This window comes from Diaminobutyricibacter sp. McL0608 (genome assembly GCF_039613825.1).
GTDB lineage: Bacteria > Actinomycetota > Actinomycetes > Actinomycetales > Microbacteriaceae > Diaminobutyricibacter.
This window is the reverse complement of sequence record NZ_CP154826.1, coordinates 2,624,741-2,645,166: the sequence shown is the minus strand read 5'-3', so window position 1 is coordinate 2,645,166 and position 20,426 is coordinate 2,624,741. Positions and strand designations below refer to the sequence as shown.

18 protein-coding genes and 2 pseudogenes are annotated in these 20,426 nt (G+C 67.0%); 13 read left to right on the top strand and 7 right to left on the bottom strand.

Annotation, left to right across the window (positions count from 1 at the left end; all coding sequences use genetic code 11):
• Positions 1–7: 7 nt before the first annotated feature.
• Positions 8–586: an FHA domain-containing protein gene (locus AAYO93_RS12565; RefSeq protein WP_345761520.1), complete on the top strand. Its 579-nt coding sequence runs from the start codon at positions 8–10 to the stop codon at positions 584–586.
• 33 nt (positions 587–619) lie between these two features.
• Here the strand turns inward: AAYO93_RS12565 and ald are convergent, their stop codons facing one another.
• On the bottom strand, positions 620–1,738 hold the full coding sequence (gene ald, locus AAYO93_RS12560) for an alanine dehydrogenase (protein WP_345761519.1): 1,119 nt from the start codon (positions 1,736–1,738) through the stop codon (positions 620–622).
• Between the two features lie 267 nt (positions 1,739–2,005).
• Here ald and AAYO93_RS12555 point away from each other — a divergent pair, with 267 nt between their 5' ends.
• The 4 genes and pseudogenes from AAYO93_RS12555 (at position 2,006) to AAYO93_RS12540 (ending at position 6,119) form a co-directional block, all read left to right on the top strand.
• Entirely contained in the window at positions 2,006–3,190 is a 1,185-nt protein-coding gene (locus AAYO93_RS12555; RefSeq protein WP_345764882.1) for an ABC transporter substrate-binding protein, read from the top strand.
• Positions 3,190–4,397, top strand: a pseudogene (locus AAYO93_RS12550) (ABC transporter ATP-binding protein). The gene AAYO93_RS12555 and the pseudogene AAYO93_RS12550 overlap by 1 nt, the downstream one beginning before the upstream one ends.
• Before the next feature lies 1 nt (position 4,398).
• Positions 4,399–5,313, top strand: a complete 915-nt coding sequence (locus tag AAYO93_RS12545; RefSeq protein ID WP_345761518.1) for an ABC transporter permease — start codon at positions 4,399–4,401, stop codon at positions 5,311–5,313.
• Positions 5,310–6,119, top strand: coding sequence for an ABC transporter permease (locus AAYO93_RS12540; RefSeq protein WP_345761517.1), 810 nt, complete (start codon positions 5,310–5,312; stop codon positions 6,117–6,119). Before AAYO93_RS12545 ends, AAYO93_RS12540 begins: the two co-directional genes overlap by 4 nt.
• A gap of 56 nt (positions 6,120–6,175) precedes the next feature.
• On the opposite strand, the gene AAYO93_RS12535 is transcribed toward AAYO93_RS12540, so the two are convergent.
• Positions 6,176–7,189 carry an asparaginase gene (locus AAYO93_RS12535; RefSeq protein WP_345761516.1) on the bottom strand — a complete coding sequence of 338 codons (1,014 nt, stop codon included), beginning with the start codon at positions 7,187–7,189 and terminating at the stop codon, positions 6,176–6,178.
• A complete protein-coding gene (gabT, locus tag AAYO93_RS12530; RefSeq protein WP_345761515.1) occupies positions 7,186–8,559 on the bottom strand; it encodes a 4-aminobutyrate--2-oxoglutarate transaminase in 1,374 nt (457 codons plus the stop codon). Before gabT ends, AAYO93_RS12535 begins: the two co-directional genes overlap by 4 nt.
• A 44-nt stretch (positions 8,560–8,603) precedes the next feature.
• Here gabT and AAYO93_RS12525 point away from each other — a divergent pair, with 44 nt between their 5' ends.
• Positions 8,604–9,080: an OsmC family protein gene (locus tag AAYO93_RS12525; protein ID WP_345761514.1), complete on the top strand. Its 477-nt coding sequence runs from the start codon at positions 8,604–8,606 to the stop codon at positions 9,078–9,080.
• On the opposite strand, the gene AAYO93_RS12520 is transcribed toward AAYO93_RS12525, so the two are convergent.
• Entirely contained in the window at positions 9,050–9,349 is a 300-nt protein-coding gene (locus AAYO93_RS12520) for a hypothetical protein (RefSeq protein WP_345761513.1), read from the bottom strand. The genes AAYO93_RS12525 and AAYO93_RS12520 overlap by 31 nt on opposite strands.
• A gap of 85 nt (positions 9,350–9,434) precedes the next feature.
• Between AAYO93_RS12520 and AAYO93_RS12515 the strand changes: the two genes are divergently transcribed.
• Positions 9,435–9,953, top strand: a complete 519-nt coding sequence (locus AAYO93_RS12515) for a CGNR zinc finger domain-containing protein (RefSeq protein WP_345761512.1) — start codon at positions 9,435–9,437, stop codon at positions 9,951–9,953.
• A 16-nt stretch (positions 9,954–9,969) separates the two neighbouring features.
• Here the strand turns inward: AAYO93_RS12515 and AAYO93_RS12510 are convergent, their stop codons facing one another.
• The 3 genes and pseudogenes from AAYO93_RS12510 to AAYO93_RS12500 all read right to left on the bottom strand — a co-directional run bounded on the left by AAYO93_RS12510 (position 9,970) and on the right by AAYO93_RS12500 (position 13,020).
• Entirely contained in the window at positions 9,970–10,731 is a 762-nt protein-coding gene (locus tag AAYO93_RS12510) for a lysophospholipid acyltransferase family protein (RefSeq protein WP_345761511.1), read from the bottom strand.
• Positions 10,732–10,775: 44 nt separating this feature from the next.
• A complete protein-coding gene (locus AAYO93_RS12505; RefSeq protein WP_345761510.1) occupies positions 10,776–11,663 on the bottom strand; it encodes a hypothetical protein in 888 nt (295 codons plus the stop codon).
• A gap of 11 nt (positions 11,664–11,674) precedes the next feature.
• Positions 11,675–13,020, bottom strand: a pseudogene (locus AAYO93_RS12500) (aminotransferase class III-fold pyridoxal phosphate-dependent enzyme).
• A gap of 141 nt (positions 13,021–13,161) precedes the next feature.
• On the opposite strand from AAYO93_RS12500, the gene AAYO93_RS12495 reads away from it, so the two are divergent.
• The 6 genes from AAYO93_RS12495 to AAYO93_RS12470 all read left to right on the top strand — a co-directional run bounded on the left by AAYO93_RS12495 (position 13,162) and on the right by AAYO93_RS12470 (position 20,414).
• Positions 13,162–14,130: an FKBP-type peptidyl-prolyl cis-trans isomerase gene (locus AAYO93_RS12495; RefSeq protein WP_345761509.1), complete on the top strand. Its 969-nt coding sequence runs from the start codon at positions 13,162–13,164 to the stop codon at positions 14,128–14,130.
• 9 nt (positions 14,131–14,139) lie between these two features.
• A complete protein-coding gene (locus AAYO93_RS12490) occupies positions 14,140–15,231 on the top strand; it encodes a 1-deoxy-D-xylulose-5-phosphate reductoisomerase (protein WP_345761508.1) in 1,092 nt (363 codons plus the stop codon).
• A 64-nt stretch (positions 15,232–15,295) separates the two neighbouring features.
• Positions 15,296–16,627 carry a M50 family metallopeptidase gene (locus tag AAYO93_RS12485; protein ID WP_345761507.1) on the top strand — a complete coding sequence of 444 codons (1,332 nt, stop codon included), beginning with the start codon at positions 15,296–15,298 and terminating at the stop codon, positions 16,625–16,627.
• 52 nt (positions 16,628–16,679) lie between these two features.
• Positions 16,680–17,828, top strand: coding sequence for a flavodoxin-dependent (E)-4-hydroxy-3-methylbut-2-enyl-diphosphate synthase (ispG, locus tag AAYO93_RS12480; protein WP_345761506.1), 1,149 nt, complete (start codon positions 16,680–16,682; stop codon positions 17,826–17,828).
• A 71-nt stretch (positions 17,829–17,899) separates the two neighbouring features.
• Entirely contained in the window at positions 17,900–18,586 is a 687-nt protein-coding gene (locus tag AAYO93_RS12475) for an SGNH/GDSL hydrolase family protein (protein WP_345761505.1), read from the top strand.
• Positions 18,587–18,647: 61 nt separating this feature from the next.
• Entirely contained in the window at positions 18,648–20,414 is a 1,767-nt protein-coding gene (locus tag AAYO93_RS12470; protein WP_345761504.1) for a proline--tRNA ligase, read from the top strand.
• Positions 20,415–20,426: the final 12 nt, after the last annotated feature.

The following is a 20,426-nucleotide window of genomic DNA, read 5'->3' as shown; positions in this document are numbered from 1 at the left end:
AAGCTCCGTGACGGCGACGCGTGTTCGTCCACCGGCGGTCGCCGACCCCCGGCCGTCAGACACGAGCATCGTGGAGCCGCTGCCGAAGCCGGCGGTCGTCGGACGCTTCCCGGGGGCCGGCGAGGACGACGCCCTTCCTGTCGAGCCCCTGGAGGCAACGCCGGTCGTCGGCTCTGCGCCCGCTGTCGATGCTGCGCCCGCCGGCGACGCTGTGCCCGCCGTCGCTCCCACGACTGAGGCCGTCCAACCCGATGCGTCCCGAGTGACCTACACCCTTTCGTTCAGCACAGGGGAGACGGTGAGGGTGAGCGGCGGCGGCCTGATCGGACGTCGCCCGATCGCACAGCCCGGCGAGACGTTCGATCAGCTGGTATCGATCAACGATCCCACGCGGTCCGTGTCGAAGACCCACCTCGAATTCGGCCTCGAGGGCGACGAGCTCTGGCTGTGCGATCGCTATTCGGGAAACGGGACCATCGTGCGGCCGCCGGGCGGCGTCATCCGGCAGTTCGAGCCCGGACGACGCTACCGGGTGGCCCGCGGTTCGCGCGTTGAGGTCGGCGACCAGTACTTCGACGTCGACTGATTCGGCGGCGTCGACTGATCGGCGACCCGGAGCTCAGCCCGCGATGGCCGAGCCCACAGTGCCCGCAGTGAGCCCGTGGGCTGCCGCGACGGCATCGTTGGTGACGATGCCGGCGTGCGTGTTGAGGCCGAGAGCGAGCGAGGGGTCGGCCGACAGGGCTTCGCGCCAGCCGCGGTTCGCCAGTGCCCGCGCATAGGGGAGGGTCGCGTTGGTGAGCGCGTAGGTCGAGGTGTGCGGGACCGCGCCCGGCATGTTGGCGACGCAGTAGAAGAGGGACTGGTGGACCGTGAAGGTCGGGTCGGTGTGGGTGGTCGGGTGCGAGTCGGCGAAGCATCCCCCCTGGTCGACGGCGATGTCGACGAGGACGCTGCCGGGCTTCATCCGCGAGACCAGCTCGTTGCTGACCAGCTTCGGCGCCTTCGCGCCCGGCACCAGAACCGACCCGATGACCAGGTCGGAGGCGACGACGGCTTTGTCGATCTCGAAGCTGTTGGAGGCGATGGTCTTGATGCGGCCCGCATACAGGGCGTCGAGCTCGCGCAGTCGGGCGATGTTGGTGTCGAGCACCGTCACCTCGGCGCCGAGGCCGACGGCCACACTGGTCGCGTTGGTGCCGGCGACCCCGCCTCCGAGCACGGTGACGATGGCCGGATGCGTTCCCGGCACGCCGGGGACCAGGAGGCCGGGTCCGCCATTGGGCTTCATCATCGTGTTCGCCCCGACGATGGGAGCGAGTCGTCCTGCAACCTCGCTCATGGGCGCGAGCAGGGGGAGCGACCGGTTCGGCAGCTGAACCGTCTCGTAGGCGATCGCCGTGACTCCGGAGGCGAGGAGTGCGCGCGTGAGCGATTCCTCGGCAGCGAGGTGGAGATAGGTGAAGAGCACCAGGTCGGACCGGAAGAACCGGTATTCGGATTCGATCGGTTCCTTGACCTTCAGGAGGAGCTCCGCGATCTCCCAGGTGCTCTCAGCATCGGGGAGGATCGTCGCTCCCGCCGACACGTATGCCTCGTCGGGGATCGACGAACCGACGCCTGCGCCGGTCTCGACGAACACCTCGTGGCCGTTTCCGACGAGGTCGTGGACCCCAGCCGGGGTGATCGCCACCCGGAATTCGTTGTTCTTGATTTCGCGGGGGATCGCGACCTTCATGGTGCTCCTAACACATCTTCGATGACCGTGCGGCTGCAACCAGCGTAAACCGTCAGACCAACGATTTCGACCGGAGAACGTACGCTTCGATGCTGATTTCGTGAAGTTTATGTTTCCAAATGGCCGATTTCACCATTGAGTGCTGCGCTCGGATGTATGCCTGTGCCAGTATCGATCCACCGCAATGTCGCGGAAGAAATACGCAACCCTAGTGTCGTATATCGAAGGAGCACCTACGTGAACTCGAGGCAGCTGCCCCCGGACCCGATGATCCAGAGCCTCATCCAGCACGCCCGTCTTACCCAGGTCACCCGCCGCGGCATCCTTGCCGGTGCCGGAGCCGGAGCCGCGGCCCTCGCCCTCGCCGCGTGCTCGACCGGAGGCGCCTCAGCCAGGCCCACACCGGCCAAGGACCAGTCCTCGACCGACAAGACCCTGACCTGGGCGAACTGGCAGGCCTACCTGGACCAGGACGACAGCGGCAAATACCCGACGCTCGAAGCCTTCCAGAAGAAGTCCGGTCTGTCGGTGAAGTACGACGTCGCCGTCGACGACAACAACACGTATTACGCCAAGGTCAAGGACCAGCTGGCACTCGGAAAAGACATCGGCGCGGACACCGTGTGCCTGACGGACTGGATGATCGCACGTCTCATCCGCTTCGGTTATGTCCAGAGCTTCGACGAAGCGAAGATCCCGAACAAGAAGAACCTCACTCCCGCGCTCGCCAACGCGGATTTCGACCCTGGACGCAAGAAGTCCCTCCCGTGGCAGAGCGGCTTCGCCGGCATCTGCTGGAACAAGAAGAAGGTCCCGAACGGCCTGAAGTCGATCGACGACCTCTGGGATTCGAGCCTCAAGGGCAAGGTCGGCGTGCTCAGCGAGATGCGCGACACGATGGGGCTGATCATGCTCCAGCAGGGCGTGGACATCTCGAAGAGCTTCACCGACGACCAGTACATGAAGGCGATCGACAAGCTCACCAAGGAGGTGAGCGACGGCCAGGTGCGCAACATCAAGGGCAACTCGTACCTCAACGATCTGAAGAGCGGCGACACCCTGGCCGCCATCTGCTGGTCGGGCGACATCACCCAGCTGAACGCCGAGGCCGGTGACAACTGGGAGTTCGCGCTCCCCGAGGCGGGTGGCACGCTCTGGAGCGACAACTTCGTGATCCCGATCGGATCGCCGCGCAAGGCGAACGCAGAAGAACTCATCAACTACTACTACGAGCCGGCCGTCGCCGCCGAGGTCGCCGCCTGGGTGAACTACATCACGCCTGTCGTCGGGGCCAAGGACGAAGCGGTCAAGATCGACCCGGACCTCGCTGACAATCAGCTCATCTTCCCCGACGACACCACTCTGTCGAACGCCCACATCTTCCGCTCCCTGACCCCCGCGGAGGAACAGAAGTACCAGGCGGCCTTCCAGAAGGTGATCCTGGGCGCCTGATGGCCAGGGGAGAGTTCGCCGAGTCCGGCGCCGACCTGCAGCTGGTCGGGATCACCAAGCGATTTCCGGGTTCACCGCGATCGAGAATCTCGACCTCACCGTCCCGGCAGGCTCGTTCTTCGCGCTGCTCGGCCCGTCCGGCTGCGGCAAGACGACCACCCTGCGGCTCGTCGCGGGCCTCGAGGAGCCGACGGCCGGGAGCATTCTCATCGGCGGAAAGGATGTGACCTCGACGAAGCCGTTCCAGCGTCCCGTGAACACGGTCTTCCAGAGCTATGCGCTCTTCCCGCACATGACGATCCTCGAGAACGTCGCGTTCGGACTCCGCAGGCGGAGGATCGCGGATCCGGTCGCGCGGGCGCATGACGCCCTGCGGCTGGTCGAGCTCGACCACCTCGCCGCGCGCCGCCCGGCCCAGCTCTCGGGTGGCCAGCAGCAGCGCGTCGCCCTCGCCCGCGCCGTGGTCAACCGGCCGGCACTACTTCTGCTGGACGAGCCGCTCGGCGCTCTCGACTTGAAGCTCCGCCGTCAGATGCAGCTCGAACTCAAGTCGATCCAGACCGAGGTCGGGCTGACCTTCGTGCACGTGACGCACGACCAGGAGGAGGCCATGACCATGGCCGACACGGTCGCCGTCATGAACAAGGGCACGATCGAGCAGATGGGGTCGCCCGAGGTGCTGTACGAGAAGCCGGCGACGGTGTTCGTCGCGAATTTCCTCGGCCAGTCGAACCTATTCGTCGGCCCGGTGCGCGACGACGGCGGAACGACGATCTCCCTGGACATCGGAGGGCACCGCCTGGTCGTCCCCAAGAGCCGGGCCCAGCGCCAGCACGGCAGGGTCACCGCCGGAGTGCGGCCGGAGAAGCTGTCGCTCCATCCGGCCGCGGCGAGCATCCCGGGCGGGCGCAACCAGCTCGGACCGGGCCGCATCATCGACGTTTCCTTCAGCGGTGTGAGCACGCAGTACCTCGTCGATGTGCCGGGAGTGGGCACCATCGTGGTCTTCGCCCAGAACATGGCGTCCGGCCCGGTTGTGACGCTCGGCAGCGAGGTCTGGGTGTCGTGGGACGCGGAGCACACGTTCGTCCTGGCCGACGACCAGCCCGACCAAGACTCGGAGGGTCCCTTCTCCGAGGATGCGGACACGGCGATGATCGCGGCGCAGACTCGGGAGCGACTCCTGTCCGAACTCGAGGAGGCCTGACGTGGCGCTGGCTGCGTTCACGACGGCGGCTCCGGCGAGGGAGCCCGCACAGCGCCGCAAGAGCGGGATCGCGCTGGTCCTCCTCCTGCCGGGGGTGCTGTATCTCGTCCTGTTCTTCCTGACGCCGCTCGTCTCGCTGATCATCACGTCGTTCCAGGCGCCTGTCGAAGGCGGCGACATCGGTCAGTACCAGGCCGCGTTCCAGTGGCAGAACTACACGGATGCTGTCACCGAATACTGGCCCCAGATCATCCGCTCGTTCGGCTACGCGCTCATCGCGACGGTGTGCGCCCTGCTGATCAGCTATCCGCTCGCCTACTTCATCGGGGTCAAGGTGCGGCGGTTCCCGCTGCTGCAGAACCTGCTGATGACCCTCGTCATCGCCCCGTTCTTCATCAGCTTCCTGCTGCGCACGCTCGCCTGGAAGCAGCTGCTCTCCGATGACTCCTGGTTCACCACGTCCCTGAAGACGCTCTCGATCCTCCCGCCGGATGCCCACCTCACGGGCACGCCTTTCTCGGTTGTCTTCGGTCTGACCTACAACTTCATCCCGTTCATGACGCTGCCCCTGTATTCGACCCTCGAACGGCTGGACACCCGGCTGCTCGAGGCGGGAAACGACCTGTACGCCGGCGCGTTCACCACATTTCGCAAGATCACCATCCCGCTGTCGATGCCGGGTATCGTCTCCGGGACGCTCCTGACGTTCATCCCTGCGGCGGGCGACTACATCAACGCCTCGCAGGACTTCCTCGGGAGCGCGGACACGTCGATGATGGGCAACGTCATTGAGAGCAACTTCCTGGTGCTGCAGAACTATCCGGCGGCGGCGGCGATGTCGGTCATCCTGATGGCGGTCATCCTCGTGATCGTCGGCTTCTACGTGAAGCGGAGCGGAACGGAGGACCTGCTGTGAGACGAACCCGCTTCCGTTTCCGGGGGCTGGGCCTCGCCACCTATTCGGTGCTCGCCCTGGCCTTCCTGCTGATCCCGATCGTCTACACGTTCATCTTCTCGTTCAACGCAGCGCTCAAGAACAACATCTCGTGGCGCGGGTTCACCCTGCACAACTGGACCAACGTCTGCGATGCGCCGGGGATCTGCGACGCGTTCGCCGCGAGCATTGTGATCGGCATCATCTCGACGGTGATCGCGACGGTCCTCGGCACGATGATCGCCATCGCCCTGATGCGCTACCGGTTCCGTTTCCGGTCGCAAACGAGCCTGCTGCTGTTCCTGCCGATGGCGAGCCCTGAGGTCGTGCTCGGCGCAGGTCTCGCGGCCCAGTTCCTCAGCCTGGCCGTGAACAAGGGCTTCGGGACCATCATCATCGCGCACGTGATGTTCTGCATCAGTTTCGTGGTCGTGACGGTGAAGGCCAGGGTGGCGAGCCTGGACCCTGCGCTCGAGGAGGCCGGCCGCGATCTCTATGGCTCGCCGAATGCGGTGTTCTGGCGGATTACCTTCCCTCTCCTGCTCCCCGGCATCCTGGCGGCGGCCCTGCTCTCGTTCTCGCTCAGCTTCGACGACTTCATCATCACGAACTTCAACGCCGGCGCCGTGACGACCTTCCCGATGTACATCTACATCGCGGCATCGCGCGGCATTCCGGCGCAGGCGAACGTGATCGCGTCGGCGGTGTTCATCCTGACGATCCTGGTCGTGCTGATCACGCAGATCACTGCTGCCGCCCGGGCCAGACGGCTCGCGCGCATCCGCTAGACCCCGGAACCGCGTGGCCCGGCAGCGTCAGAGCCGGGCCACGTCGGTGAAGCGGGTCACGCGGGGTAGGTCACCCTGATCGCACCGACCGGCACTCCTCCGCCGAGCACGGCGAGATCGAGTTCCGGTTCCAGGGCGTCCACGTCTGCGGCGGACACCGCGCCGGCGTCGACGAGCAGACGGAGCGCGACGATCGAGGCCGCACGAAGGCTCCCGTCGAGCACTTTGAGCGCGACGGTCGTTCCGTCGGGCGCCGCCATCACCATCACGCCTTCGGCGCCGAGCTTCGCGAACACTCCGAGCCGGTCGATAACGACAGTGTTCGCACGACCGGGGCCGTCGATGGCCCAGCCGTCGGCGAGTACGGCGTTCCGGAGGATGGCCGCGTTGCGGTAGAGGGCGAACGGCGAGCCGGTGGATGCGCTGGCGATCCGCTGGATGCCCCGGGCGAGCCCCTCGAGCGACATTGCGTAGACGGGTGCGCCGCAGCCGTCGACCGCCGTGAGGGCGACCTTCTCGCCGGTCAGGCGTTCGACGGTCTCGCGGATGCGCACCTGGAGCGGATGCTGCGGGTCCAGGTAGGTGTCGGTCGGCCAGCCGTTCGTCACACAGGCGAGCAGCATCGCCGCATGCTTTCCGGAGCAGTTCATGAACAGTCGTTGCTTCGCCTCGCCTGCGCGGACGCGCTCCTGACGCGCTGCAGGGTCGAGTGGCCAGTCCGGCGGGCACTGCAGCGCCGTCTCCGTCAGCTGCGCCTGCGCCAGTAGGCCGCGCACGACGGAGAGATGCGCAGGTGTCCCGCCGTGGCTGGCAGTCGCGAGTACCGCAGCCGGGCCGTCGAGCGGTACTCCCGCGCCCATGACCGCGATCGCCTGGAACGGTTTCATACTCGATCGGGGGAGGATCAGCGCACGGGGGTCGCCGAGGGTCCGGACGACCGTTCCGTCGGGCCCGAGCACGATCGCCGAGCCGAGATGCCGCGATTCAGCGAACCCGCCCCGCTCGACGACCGCCAGTTCGACCGCGTCGCCGCCCGTGAAGGTGCCGAGAGGCGTCGTTCCCAGGGTCACAGGGCCGCGAAGGCGTCGTCGAGGACCGTCACGGCGTCGGCGATCAGCTCGTCCGTGACGGCGAGGCTCGGCAGGAAGCGCAGGACGTTCCCGTAGGTGCCGGCGGTGAGGATGAGCAGGCCGTGCTGCGCCGCGTACGCCGCGATCGCGCTGACCGCTGCGGCGTTGGGTTCTTTCGTCGTGGATCCCGTGCCGGGCTGGACGAGCTCGATCGCGAGCATGGCGCCGATCCCGCGCACGTCGCCGATGATGTCGTACTTCTGCTGCAACGCGAGAAGGGCCGGCTTGAGTGCGCCTTCGATGCGGCGTCCCTCGGCGAGGAGGTTGCTGCGCTCGATCTCCTCGAAAACGGCGACTGCGGCGGCGGCGGCGACCGGATTGCCGCCGAAGGTGCCTCCGAGGCCGCCCGGGTGCGACGCGTCCATGATCTCGGCACGGCCGGTGACGGCGGCCAGGGGGAGACCGCCCGCGATGCCCTTCGCGCTCAGCACGAGGTCGGGGACGAGCCCGAAGTGCTCGCTCGCATAGTACGCGCCGGTGCGGGCCATTCCGCTCTGGATCTCGTCGGCGATGAAGACGACCCCGTTCGCCGTGCACCACTCCTGGAGCGCGGGCAGGTAGCCGTCTGCCGGAACCATGAAGCCGCCCTCGCCCTGGATGGGCTCGACGACGAGGCAGGCCAGGTCGGAGGCTCCGACGATCTTCTCGAGGTAGGCGATCGTGCGGGCTGCCGCATCGGCTCCGCTGAGGCCGTCGTGATACGGGTACGAGCTGGGCGCGTGGTAGATGTCGCCGGCGAACGGACCGAAACCCGTGCCGTACGGCATGGCCTTGAAGTTCATGGCCATGGTGAGGTTGGTGCGGCCGTGGTAAGCGTGGTCGAGCACCGCGACACCGCGGCGGCCGGTGTGCTTGCGTGCGATCTTGACGCCGTTCTCGACGGCTTCCGCGCCGGAGTTGACCAGCACGGTCTTCTTCGCGTGGTCGCCGGGGGTGTGCTCGGCGAGCAGCTCGGCGACGCGCACGTACTCTTCGTAGGGCGTGACGGTGAAGAGGGTGTGGATGACGTCCTGGAGCTGCGACGCTGCAGCTTCGACGACGGCCTTCTCGGTGTGGCCGATCGTCGTCACTCCGATGCCCGCGCCGAAGTCGACGAACTGGTTGCCGTCGACGTCGACGAGGATGGCGCCGTTCGCCTTTGCGATGTAGACGGGGAGTACCGATGAGACGCCGGACGGCACGACGGCCAGGCGCCGCTCGTGCAGTGCCTGCGACCGGGGTCCGGGGATCGCGGTGACGATGCGGCGTTCCTGCGGGATGGAGACGACGGGGGCGTCCGAGGACGCAGAGGTGCTCAGCGTTTCAGTCATGATGGGCAAGTTTAGCCCGGGCCGGATGCTGACAGAATCGAATCATGAACAGCGCACACCACTACGCGGTTTCCGTCGAATGGACGGGCAATCGGGGCACGGGCACGAGTGCCTATCGCGCCTACGGCAGAGACCACGTCGTGTCGGTGGATGGCAAGCAGCACGACATCCAGGGCTCGTCGGATCGCGTGTTCTTCGGCGACCGGGACCGCTGGAACCCCGAGGATCTCCTGCTGTCCGCTCTGAGCCAGTGCCACATGCTCAGCTACCTTCACGTGGCGACCAACCACGGTGTCGTCGTCGTCGCTTACACCGACGAGGCGACCGGCGTCATGGAGGAGACCGGTAACGGCGGGGGCCACTTCACGAGCGTGACCCTGCGTCCGCGCGTCACCGTTCTCGAAGAGGGGATGCTCGAGACCGCTCGGGCGATCCACCGCGAGGCCGCTGAGAAATGCTTCATTGCGGCCTCAGTGAACTTTCCCGTCGGTCACGAACCCGAGACGTTCGTCCTCGTCTGATTCCGTCCGGGCGTCGGGACCACCCGGTAGCGCCGCCGAGCGCGGTGGGGTGCCGTGGTGACCGACACCGCCGGCGCCTCAGAAGGCGACGCCGCGCGCGCCGCCTCGTCCTGAGCGGCCCAGCGACGCATCGCCAAAGCCCAGCGCCCGTCGCGTTCGAGTTCGGCTTCCCGTTCCCGAGCGTGGCGCTGTCGCCTCATCAGACGGTCCTCGGTGTCGCGCTCGTGCAGCTGCGACGAGCTGATGAGCCAGAGTGCCAGCGGATGCATGATGTCCTCCTACGACGGTGTAACCTGCAAACCCTTTTTACTAGTTACATCGTAACGTAACCCACTATCGGGTTACAATGGTTACATGCGTACGAATGCACCCGCGTCCGAGACGGCGACGGAGCCTGAAACAGAGGCGCCGGAACCTGTTCTCGGCGCGGACCTCCTCGTCGGCTTCCTCAACACCCTGGATGTCGACGAGGGCACCGATGTCCTCGATGACCCGGCGGCGTTCGATGCCTGGTGCGAGCAGAACGGGGTGAGTGCCGGCGACCGGTCCGAGGCCAAGTCGGTCAGGGATGCACTGCGGTCGTTCCTCGACGGCGGCACGCCTGCCCTGCCCAGCCTCGAGCTCGAGACCACCTGCGGCGACCGCGGTGTCGCGCTACGGGCGCGCACCGCCGCCGAAGCCGCCGTCGCCTCGTCCGTGGTGCTGAGCATCCAGGGCTCGATGGGCCGGGTGAAGCTGTGTGCGGCAGACGACTGCCGGTGGGCGTTCTACGACCGCTCGAAGAACGGCTCCCGCACCTGGTGCAGCATGGGCGTCTGCGGCAACCGCCAGAAGGCGCGTACCTACCGCGCGAAGACGACGACCGGCGACTGAGGGAGCGCCTGGGCGATTAGAGGCGCTCGTGGGGGATGGCGCGCCTGACGCGTTCGACCGTCGTCACCGGCGGCGTCTCGTTGTACTTGTTGGCCAGTGTCTGGCCGGTGAGCGCGTGGATGGCCGCCATCACCTCGTCGGTCGCCTGGCGCCTGGCGCGCCCGGACTCCGCGCTCCCGTAGTGGGAGAGGTCGATGGGCTTTCCGAACGTGATCGTGATCGGACGGACACGCGGCAGACGCGTCCCGACCGGCTGCAGATCGTTGGTTCCGACCAGTCCGACGGGAACGACAGGCGCACCCGTGGTGAGCGCCAGCCACGCGATTCCCGTGCGTCCTTTGTACAGTCGGCCGTCGAGCGATCGCGTGCCTTCGGGGTAGAGCGCGAAGGCGGCTCCGGTGTCGAGGATCCGCTTGCTCTGGTCGAGCGCCTCCTGGGCGGCCTGGCCGGCGCCGCGCTCGACTCCGACGGCGCCGATGGCCGTGAAGAAAGCGCGCGAAAGAGCGCCTTTGATGCCCGTGCCTGTGAAGTAGGTCGACTTGGCCAGGAACTGCACGCGGCGGGGAGCCATCAGCGGAATGGCGACCGAGTCGATGAACGACAGGTGGTTGCTGGCCAGGATCACGGCTCCCGTGCGCGGGACGTTCTTGCGACCGATCACCGTCGGCTGGTAGATGAGTCGGGCGAGCGGCGCGATGACCGTGCGGATGAACAGGTAGAGGAAACCAGGGCGCCGTGGCGCCTCAGTCGCCCCGCCGTCGGGTTCGATTTCCGTCACGTGATCGAGAGTAGCGAGTTTTGTATGCCCTGTGGGGCATGCTCTTAATCGCCCTGAGTCAGGCTCTGGAAGTCGAATGGCCGGTCAGGCGGACAATCGTGACCGCCGACGAAATTGAGGCATGCGGGAAGCCAGTCCGGGAATCGCACGGTGAGTGGTGACCCGAACCAGGAGTTGAAGATGCGCGAGAAGTTGAGGTTGCCGAACGTGGAGCACGGCCCTGCCGGACCTTTCGGGTGCGCGAGGGTCTGCGCGTTGGGTTGATACGGCGTGTAGTTGTAGAGGTTCGCCGTCGCCTGGTTCCGGATGTGCACCGCAGTCGACCCGCACGATTCGTTCGGATGGTACTGGATGGGCACGCGCCCGATCCGGTAGCGCCACTCATCGGGATGCAGGGTGTATTCGCGGAACTGCCAGGCCGCCCGGTACACCTGGTTGAAGAATCCGAGATATTTCTTGTCGCAGGCGGCCGTGTCGGGGCACGCGTACCCTGTCGCCTTCGAATAACCGGATGCGCTGGGTGCGGTGAGCAGGGACTGTTCCTTCTGCAGGAGCACCAGCAGCACCTGCGGGTTGATGCGGCAGGCCCGCGCCACGCGCTCGATGATGCTGCTGGCCGCTTCGTCGCGACGGCCGGTGATGGCGGCGCAGTGGCCCGGTCCCTGTTCAGGGATGCTGCGGCTGTCGGTCGCGTAATCGGCGAGGCACGGCGACGCATCCTTCGGCATGCAGGTGCGGGCCTCGAGGAACATCTGGATGTCCTGCGCCGACATCGACTGGAAATTGTAGAACGAATCGTCGCTGATGATCAGCCCGGGAGTGAACGGAGGGTCGGATGCGGCCAAGGCGGGTGTCGCGGCGACCGTCACGACGACAGCGATCGCTGCGGCCGCCGCGCCGATCATCGTGGCGGCCCTGCCGCGGAGTCCCATACCGTGCCGATTCAGCTGAAGCGCGCGAGCGCTTCTTCGATGACCGTCGCCGCATCGTCGATCAGTTCTTCGCTGATGACCACCGACGGCATGATGCGAAGCACGCTGTCCCAGCTGCCCGCATCCAGCGGAATGACGCCGTTCGTCGTCGCATGCCTGAGCACAGCGGTCAGCGCCTCCGGGTTGGGCTTCTTCGTTCCGGGGTGGACCAGTTCGACACCGAACATGGCGCCCTTTCCCGCACCTCTCCCACGACGGGGAAGCGCTCCGCCCAGTCTCCGATGCGCGCCCGCAGGGCCCGCTCGACGCGCTCCGCCTCGGCGAGCAGGCCTTCGCTTTCGATGACGTCGAAGACGGCGAGAGCCGCGGCGGTCGAGACGGGGTTGCCGCCGAAGGTGCCGCCGATCCCGCCGGGCTGGACCGCATCCATGATCTCCGCGCGCCCGGTGACGGCAGCGAGCGGGAATCCGCCCGCAATGCCCTTGGCGCTGGTCACGAGGTCGGGGACCACGCCGTGGTGCTCGATCGCGTACCAGGTTCCCGTGCGGCCGATGCCGGACTGGATCTCATCGGCGACGAAGACGATGCCGTTCTCAGTGCAGAACTCGCTCAGCCGCTTGAAGTAGCCGGGCGCCGGGATGATGATCCCGCCGTCGCCCTGGATCGGCTCGACGAACAGCGCGGCGAGCTCGGTCGCCCCGATGTGCGTGGTGATGTAGTCGATCGTGCGTTCGGCCGCTTCCTCGCCCGTCATGGCCTCCGGGTCGCGGAACGGGTAGCTGATCGGCACGCTGTAGAGCTCGCCCGGGAACGGTCCCATACCCGCGCGCTCCGGCCACGGACGGTAGGTCATGGCCATCGTGAGGTTGGTGCGGCCGTGGAAGGCGTGGTCGAGGGATGCGATCGCTCGCCGGCCCGTGTACTTGCGGGCGATCTTCACCGCGTTCTCCACGGCCTCGGCCCCGGAGTTCACGAGGATCGAGTGCTTCTCGAAGTCACCGGGTGTGATCTGTGCGAGCTTCTCGGCGACGCGCACGTAGTTCTCGTAGGGGGTGACGGTGAAGAGCGTGTGGGTCAGCCTCGCGGCCTGCTCCGCTGCCGCCGCCGCCACAGCGGGGTGCGCGTGACCGATCGTCGTGACTCCGATGCCGCAGCCCAGGTCGATGAGCCGGTTGCCGTCGACGTCGACCAGGATCGCTCCGGAGCCGCTTTCCATGTAGATGTTGGCGAGCGTGCCGGCGCCCCGGCTGACGGAGGCGACGCGGCGCTCCTGCAAGGCGATCGATCGTGGACCAGGAAGGTCTGTGACGAGTTTGCGGGCCTGCGGAACGGAGAAGTCGCGTGTCATACGCTCCATCGTAGGTCGGCCGTGTTTCCGGCTCGTCACCGGAGGCCTGAACCGGTGGATGGACAGGATCTGTGGAGACCACTGTCAGCTTCGGCATAGCCCGATGGTTCAGACTGGGTCCCTGCCCCTTCGTCTTCCGAAAGTGATCCCGTGCGCAAAACCCTCTCCCTGATCGCCGCCGTCGGCGCCATCCTCGCCCTCGCGGCCTGCAGCTCGGGTGCCCCGGCTCCGACGTCGACCAGCACGTCGGCCGCCAGCGCGAAGTGTGTGAGCACGCCGTCGGGCGCGACCTCAAAGGCGGTCTCGGTGACCGGTGACTTCCGCGCCACGCCGACCGTGAAGTTCTCGGCTCCGTTGAAGGCCACCTCGACCGAGCGCACCGTTGTGATCAAGGGCAAGGGTTCCGACGTCAAGCCGTCCAGCACGGTCGACATCGCGCTCGCCGCGTACAACGGCACCACCGGCAAGCTGCTCAGCGCGAGCGGCTTCGACAAGACGAGCCCTGTGCCGATCGTCGTCGACGACACGCAGTACGTTCCCGGCCTCGTCCGCACGATCGAGTGCGTGCCGGTCGGCTCTCGGGTCGTCACGACGTCCACGGTGAAGGACTCGTTCGGCAGCCAGGACACGTCGAGCCTCGGGCTCAAGGCGACCGACACGGTCGTCTTCGTCGCAGACGTCGTCGACCTTGTCCCGACCCGCGCGAACGGCACTCCGGTCGCACCGACCGCCGGATTCCCGACGGTGAAGCTGTCCAGCATCGGCCAGCCCACCATCACCATCCCCAAGACCGCTCCGCCGACGACGACCAAGATCGCGGTCCTCAAGCAGGGCGACGGCGCCGTCGTGAAGTCCACCGACACGATCTCGCTCCAGTACCAGGGCGTCCTCTGGCGCACCGGCAAAGTCTTCGACCAGAGCTGGGGCCGCGGCGTCTACAGCGGTGCCGTCACCGGCTTCGTGGCCGGCTTCACCAAGGCGCTCGAAGGCCAGAAGGTCGGCTCGCAGGTCATCGTGATCATCCCGCCGGCCGACGGTTACGGCACGAAGGGCAAGGGAGACATCAAGGGCACCGACACCATGGTGTTCGTCATCGACATCGTGAAGACGACGCACTAGGCAAGTAGCATGGGCCCTGTGCGCAGGGTAGTGATTCTCGGCTCGACCGGGTCGATCGGAACGCAGGCCCTCGACGTGATCCGCGCGAACCGCGACAGGTTCACCGTCGTCGGTCTCGCGGCCGGCACCAACGCCGACCTCGTCGCCGAACAGGCCCGGGAGTTCTCGGTGACGGAGACGGCACTCGGTGCCGCGGACGCCGAACAACTGGTGCGCTCCGTCGACGCCGATGTGGTGCTGAACGGCATCACCGGGTCGGTGGGGCTCGGGCCGACACTGGCGGCGCTCGAATCCGGGCGCACCCTCGCGCTTGCGAACAAAGAATCGCTGATCGTCGGCGCAGACCTCGTGAAGCGCATCGCGAAGCCCGGGCAGATCGTCCCGGTCGACTCGGAGCATTCCGCGATCGCGCAGGCCCTGCGTTCGGGTACCGCGGCCGAGGTCTCACGACTGGTGCTCACCGCATCCGGCGGCCCCTTCCGCGGGCGCAGCCGCGCCTCGCTCCGTGACGTGACGCCTGCCGAAGCGCTCGCCCATCCCACCTGGGACATGGGTCTCGTCGTGACGACGAATTCGTCGACCCTGGTCAACAAGGGTCTCGAGGTCATCGAGGCGCACGTGCTGTTCGACGTGCCGTACGAGAACATCGCCGTGACCGTGCATCCGCAGTCCGTCATCCATTCGATGGTGGAGTTCGTCGACGGCTCGACGATCGCCCAGGCCTCCCCGCCGGACATGCGCCTGCCGATCTCGCTCGGACTCGACTGGCCGAACAGGGTCGCGGGAGTCGGTGTCCCGCTCGACTGGTCGACCGCCCACACCTGGACGTTCGAGCCGCTCGACGACGATGCGTTCCCGGCGGTCGCGCTCGCCAAGCGCGTCGGCATGGCCGGAAGCACCTATCCGGCCGTCTTCAACGCGGCGAATGAACAGGCGGTCGCCGCGTTCCATGCCGGCCGGATCGGCTACCTGGACATCCTCGACACCGTCGAGCGGGTCGTCGACGCGCATGTACCGGAGCCCGATCTCACTCGGGAGACGCTCCGCGCGGCCGAGCTTCGGGCGCGAGCGGAGGCCGACCGGCTGATCGCCGCTCACTGAACGGCCCGGCGGTCCATAGCGAACTTCCGGCTGCTTCCAAGCTGCCCGGCGGTAGTGTTGCGGCGTGGAATCCGTGCTTCTCTTCATCCTCGGCGTCGCCATCATGGTGGTCGGCCTCGCCCTGTCGATCGGCCTGCACGAGATCGGGCACCTGGTTCCCGCGAAGCTCTTCGGCGTCAAGGTCACCCAGTACATGATCGGGTTCGGCAAGACGCTCTTCTCGTTCCGCAAGGGCGAGACCCAGTACGGGGTCAAAGCCATCCCGCTCGGCGGCTACATCTCGATGATCGGCATGTTCCCTCCCGGCAAGAACGGTGAGGGCGCACGCGACGCGACCACAGGGTTCATGCAGAACATGGTGCAGGATGCGCGTGAGCAGAGCGCACAGACCATCAAGACCGGCGAGGACAGCCGGGCCTTCTACCGCCTCCCGGTCGCCAAGCGCATCGTCATCATGCTCGGCGGCCCGGTGATGAACCTGCTCATCGGCATCGCGCTGTTCGCCATTCTGCTGTGCGGGTTCGGCACGGCGCAGAACAGCACCACGGTCGCCACGGTGAGCACCTGTCTCATCTCCCCGACCGCCACGAACCAGACGTGCAGCGCGTCCGACCCGGCCGCGCCCGCCTATGACGCCGGTATTCGACCGGGCGACCGCATCGTCAGCATCGACGGCACCGCGATCACCAGCTGGGACCAGTCGACCGCCATCATCCAGAAGTCGGCCGACCAGGCCTTGACCGTCGTCGTCGAGCGCGACGGAACCCGGCACACCTTCACGGTGACGCCCGCCATGACGACGAAGTACGTGACGAACGCGCAGGGCGCGGTGCAGAAGGATGCGAGCGGCACGTCCGAGACCGTGCAGGCCGGGTTCATCGGGATCGGTCCGCTTCGTGAACTCGTACCGCAGCCGCCCACCGCTGTCCTTCCGGCCGTCGGCACGCAGATCGGCGCCGTCGGCGGAATGATCGTCGACCTGCCGCAGCGCATGGTCGGCGTCTGGAACGCGGCCTTCGGGCCGGGTGAGCGCGACCCGAATGGCCCGATCAGCGTGGTCGGCGTCGGTCGCGCGGCGGGCGAGCTCACCGCGCTCAACAACGTTCCGGTCGTCGACAAGGTGTACACGATGATCGGGCTGCTCGCTTCGCTGAACATCGCGCTGTTCGTGTTCAACCTGATCCCGCTGCTCCCGCTCGACGGCGGTCACATCGCCGGGGCGCTGTGGGAGGGCATCCGCCGCAGCTGGGCGAAACTGTTCAAGAAGCGCGACCCGGGGCCCGTCGACATGGCGAAACTGATGCCATTGACCATGGCGGTGGTGGTCGTGCTCGGCGGCATGAGCCTGCTGCTCATCTACGCGGACATCGTCAAGCCGGTCAACCTCTTCGGCTGAGAGTAGCCCCCGCGCCCACCCCTCCGTGTGGCTGGACGCCTAAGCTAGAACCGTGGCTGCAATCAATCTGGGAATGCCCAAGGTTCCCGAAGTCCTGGCTCCGCGACGGAAGTCCAGGCAGATCAGAGTCGGCAAAGTCCTCGTCGGCGGCGACGCGCAGATCAGCGTCCAGTCCATGACGACGACGCCGACACCGAACATCAACGCGACGCTCCAGCAGATCGCGGAGCTCACCGCGTCAGGTTGCGACATCGTGCGTGTGGCCGTTCCGAGCCGCGACGATGCCGAAGCCCTTCCGATCATCGCGAAGAAGAGCCAGATCCCGGTGATCGCCGACATCCACTTCCAGCCGAACTACGTCTACGCCGCTATCGATGCCGGGTGTGCCGGAGTGCGTGTGAACCCTGGCAACATCCGCAAGTTCGACGACCAGGTAGGTGAGATCGCCCGCCGCGCCAAGGAGGCCGGGGTCTCCATCCGCATCGGTGTGAACGCCGGCTCTCTCGACCCGCGGCTTCTGGAGAAATACGGCAAGGCGACCCCGGAGGCCCTCGTCGAGTCGGCCGTCTGGGAGGCGGGCCTGTTCGAGGAGCACGACTTCCACGACTTCAAGATCTCGGTCAAGCACAACGACCCGATCGTGATGGTCAAGGCCTATCGTCTTCTGGCCGAGCGCGGCGACTGGCCGCTCCACCTCGGCGTCACCGAGGCGGGCCCGAGTTTCCAGGGCACGATCAAGTCGGCGACCGCCTTCGGGATCCTGCTCTCCGAGGGGATCGGCGATACCATCCGGGTCTCGCTCTCCGCGCCGCCGGCCGAGGAGGTCAAGGTCGGTCTGCAGATCCTGCAGTCGCTCAACCTCCGCGAACGCAAGCTCGAGATCGTCTCCTGCCCCAGCTGCGGCCGGGCTCAGGTCGACGTCTACAAGCTCGCGAACGACGTCACCAGCGGGCTCGAAGGGATGAGTGTTCCGCTTCGCGTCGCGGTCATGGGATGCGTCGTCAACGGCCCCGGTGAAGCACGCGAGGCCGACCTCGGAGTCGCGTCGGGTAACGGCAAGGGGCAGATCTTCGTGAAAGGCGAGGTCATCAAGACCGTGCCGGAGTCCGAGATCGTCGCGACTCTCATCGCGGAGGCCAACCGGCTCGCGGCCGAAATGCCCGACGTGACCAGCGGCGAGCCTGTCGTCACGGTCAGCTGAGCATCTCCAGCCCGGGCAAGCGCATAGGTATCGCATAGCCGTTCTGCGGAGCGGGTGCTTATCCTGTCGCCATGCGTGTGCGGCGGGAGAGGATTCCGGCAGTTCTGGCTGCCGGCGTGCTGCTCGTCGCCGTGTCGCTCGCTGTCGGCGTCGCGTCCGCCACGGGGCGGCCGACGATCGTCGCGCACACCACGGAAGCCAGCGCGACGGGACCGACCGTGGTCGCCATCGGCGATTCGATCATGGAAGGCCATGGCCTCCACCCCGGTCAGGCCTGGCCGGCCCTCCTTGCGCAGGAGTACGGCTGGCGGCTCACCAACCTCGCAAGCGACGGCTCCGGTTTCGTGACGCCGGGCGACAACGGGGACACGTTCGCCGACCAGGTGGCGGTCGCGGCCCGCCTGAATCCGTCGATCGTGTTCGTGTCGGGGAGCAGCAACGATCTGGGAAGCGACGACACGATGATCGCAGGTGAGACGGCTGCGACGATCCGCGCTCTCCACGCAGCGCTGCCGCGGGCGGAGATCCTCGCGGTGAGCCCCGTCTGGAACGACAAGAACGTCCCGCCCCAGCTGGACGACATCGACCTCGACGTCGTGCGCGCCGTCTCCGCCGTCGGCGGCCGTGCGCTGGACATCGGCCAGCCCCTGTTCGGCAAGCCGGCGTTGATGCAGTCCGACGACGTGCATCCGACGCCCGCCGGCCAGCAGGTGATCGCAGCGGCCGTCTCGAAGGCGCTCCAGCGTCCTGCAGCGTGATCCGCGGGCCACCAATCACAGGCCGCGCAACGTCCCGGTCGCCGCCCTCTAACATGGAACGGTGCCCACACGTCTGTCGAACTACTTCCTCCGCACCCTTCGTGAAGACCCCTCCGACGCAGAAGTGACCAGTCACCGGCTGCTCGTCCGTGCCGGCTACATCCGCCGCCAGGCGCCGGGCATCTTCGCGTGGCTTCCGCTCGGTCTGCGCGTCAAGGGCAAGATCGAGACGATCATCCGTGAGGAGATGGAGGCGGCCGGGGCCCACGAGGTGCATTTTCCCGCGCTGCTTCCGCGCGACCCGTATGAGGCCACGGGACGCTGGGAGGAATACGGCGACGGCATCTTCCGGCTCAAGGACCGCAAGGGCGGCGACTATCTCCTCGCTCCGACGCACGAAGAGGTCTTCACCCTGCTGGTGAAAGACCTGTACTCCAGCTACAAAGACCTGCCGCTGTCGATCTACCAGATCCAGGACAAGTACCGCGACGAGGCGCGTCCGCGCGCTGGCCTCCTGCGCGGACGCGAATTCACGATGAAAGACGCGTACTCGTTCGACTACACAGATGAGGGACTCGACACGAGCTACATGGCGCAGCGCGACGCGTATGAGCGCATCTTCTCGCGGCTCGGCCTCGAGTATGTGATCGTGCAGGCCGACGCCGGTGCGATGGGCGGTTCCCGCAGCGAGGAGTTCCTGCACCCGACCGCCGTCGGCGAGGACACCTTCGTTCGCTCCGCCGGGGGCTACGCGGCCAACGTCGAGGCGTTCACCACGGTGGCGCCTCCCACGCGCACCTACGAGAAACTGACGCCTGCCGAGGTGCTCCACACGCCGGATACTCCCACGATCCAGACCCTGGTCGATCTGGCGAACGAGAAGCACCCGCGCCCTGACGGGCGAGCGTGGTCCGCTGCGGACACGCTCAAGAACGTCGTGCTCGCCCTCGTTCACCTCGACGGGCGTCGCGAGCTCGTTGTCGTCGGGTTGCCCGGAGACCGCGACGTCGACCTCAAGCGCGCAGAGGTCGCGTTCGCGCCCACCGAGGTGGAGCAGGCGACCCCGGAGGACTTCCTGGCGAACCCCGGACTCGTGAAGGGGTACATCGGTCCGTGGTCCGCGCTCGGCCCGGTGCTCGGCGAAGACGCCAGCACGGGCATCCGCTACCTCGTCGACCCCCGTGTCGTCGACGGTTCCGGCTGGATCACGGGCGCGAACGAAGAAGGGCACCACGTCTTCGGCCTGGTCGCCGGACGCGACTTCTCAAGTGACGGGACAGTCGAGGTCGCCGAAGTGCACCCCGGAGACCCGGCGCCCGACGGTTCGGGTCCGGTCGAACTCGCCCGCGGCATGGAGATCGGCCATGTCTTCCAGCTCGGCCGCAAGTACGCCGATGCCCTCGGGCTCAAGGTGCTCGACGAGAACGGCAAGCTCGTCACGGTGACGATGGGGTCCTACGGCATCGGCGTGACGCGCATCCTCGCGATCCTCGCCGAGCTCAACAATGACGACAAGGGGCTGATCTGGCCCGAGTCGGTCGCGCCGTTCGACGTGCACGTCGTTGCGGCGGGACGCGAGCCGGTCGTGTTCGAGGTCGCCGAAGCGCTCACCGCCTCCCTCGAGGATGCGGGCCTCGACGTGCTGTTCGACGACCGCCCGAAAGTCTCACCCGGCGTGAAGTTCGGTGACGCCGAACTCATCGGGGTGCCGAAGATCGTCATCGTCGGCCGCAGCGCGGCCGAGGGCGTCGTCGAGGTCTGGGATCGCCGCACGGGCGAGCGCACACAGGTGCCGGTCGCCGAAGTCGCCGGGATCCTGTCCCGCTGAGGCCGTTTCGCC